The sequence below is a fragment of the Oleiphilus sp. HI0067 genome (assembly GCF_001635735.1).
Genome location: NZ_LWFI01001750.1, coordinates 1 through 1,395, shown reverse-complemented (window position 1 = coordinate 1,395; position 1,395 = coordinate 1). Strand labels below are relative to the sequence as shown.

Sequence of the window (1,395 nt, the reverse complement as noted above, 5' to 3'; positions counted from 1 at the left end):
AAGCCAAACAAATCAAAGGGCTCGATTGCTTCCACCACCTCCTCAGCGTACGTCTTTGTAAGGCCTAACTGTGTACGATAGTAATGCAGTAAAGGGCTTGCAAAAGCTTGTTCCCAATCGCGTAAAGTGCAGTGGCCTGCGTCTTTTATTTGCGCAATAAATCTCGAAGCACTAGGTTCTGGTGACGCATCAACGTTCACATCACTGGTTTGTGGCGTGCTAAACATATCAATTTGTTCGGCCGCCTCATCCAAGATAATCGGAGCAATTTGGTCAGCAGATTCAAGGTACAACGATCGCCAAAGATTAGAGAAGCTGGGTGTCTCCGAAGTACTTTCAAAATACGAACGATGGAAAGGTTGAAGCCGATGCTCAAGGCTCAAGGCGTTTAAAAATTGCTCTTCACTTTGTTCTGAACCATCTGTAAACGTACGTACAAGTGCATCCTGTAATTCACTTACCAAAACCGATGGGAAGCGTTCGCTATTATCTTTCGCATGCTTGCCCTGATACGAAATATACAAACGATCTTGCGCAGCCAATATGGCCTCTAAAAACATATAGCGATCATCAAAACGGCGAGATCGATCTCCACGACGTTTAGGATATTGCGCAATTAAGTCGAAGCTTTGATTTAAATCATGCCGCGGATATTCACCCTCATTCATACCGAGCAAACACACCAAACGAAACGGAACAGTACGCATTGGCATCAAGTTGCAGAAGTTCATGCGCCCAGCCAGAAAACGCTGACTCACTTTCTCTTTATCAAGTTCAGTTTGAAGGATTCCGCGAATAATCGAGAACGGAATAGTCTGATCAAATTGGGTCAACATGACTTGCTCGCGGCAGCTATCTAAGGCGCGATCGATTAAGCGCTGTACTGACTCGTCTACGATATTCAAATCAAACCATTGTTGCCAAATAGCTTGAACTCGATTTATCCATATCATCGTTGGCTGTTTCCCAGAAAGCACTGACATACAGTCTTCAATCAAATCAATAATACTTGCTAGCATGCCCACTAAGTCTTGCGACTCACGTGTTCTTAGCGAAATCGGGACAAAGTCTTGCTCTACTTTCAACGCGGGCATATCACCTAGGAGATATGATTTGAGCGCACGCTGAATACCTTGCAACCAAGTATTATTGCTACCTGTTTGCTCACCACCAGACACTTGATCTCTATGTTTTTCAGACAAACCCCAACGCACATTTAAGGAACCTACCAAATGCTGCAAGCATTCTAATTGAGCATCATCCATCTCAAAGCGCGAACGCACGGCTTCGACGCTCATTAACTCTAAGAACTCATCAACGCCAAGTCGTGATTGATCAAAACTAAGCACTTTAATCAAAGACTCTAAAAGTGGCTGCTCGAAACTTAATGCATGA

Annotated in this window: 1 pseudogene; it reads right to left on the bottom strand. The window is 44.0% G+C overall.

From position 1 onward, the window contains the following. A pseudogene (locus A3739_RS27835) lies at nucleotides 1–1,395 on the bottom strand (exodeoxyribonuclease V subunit gamma); the annotation flags it as partial.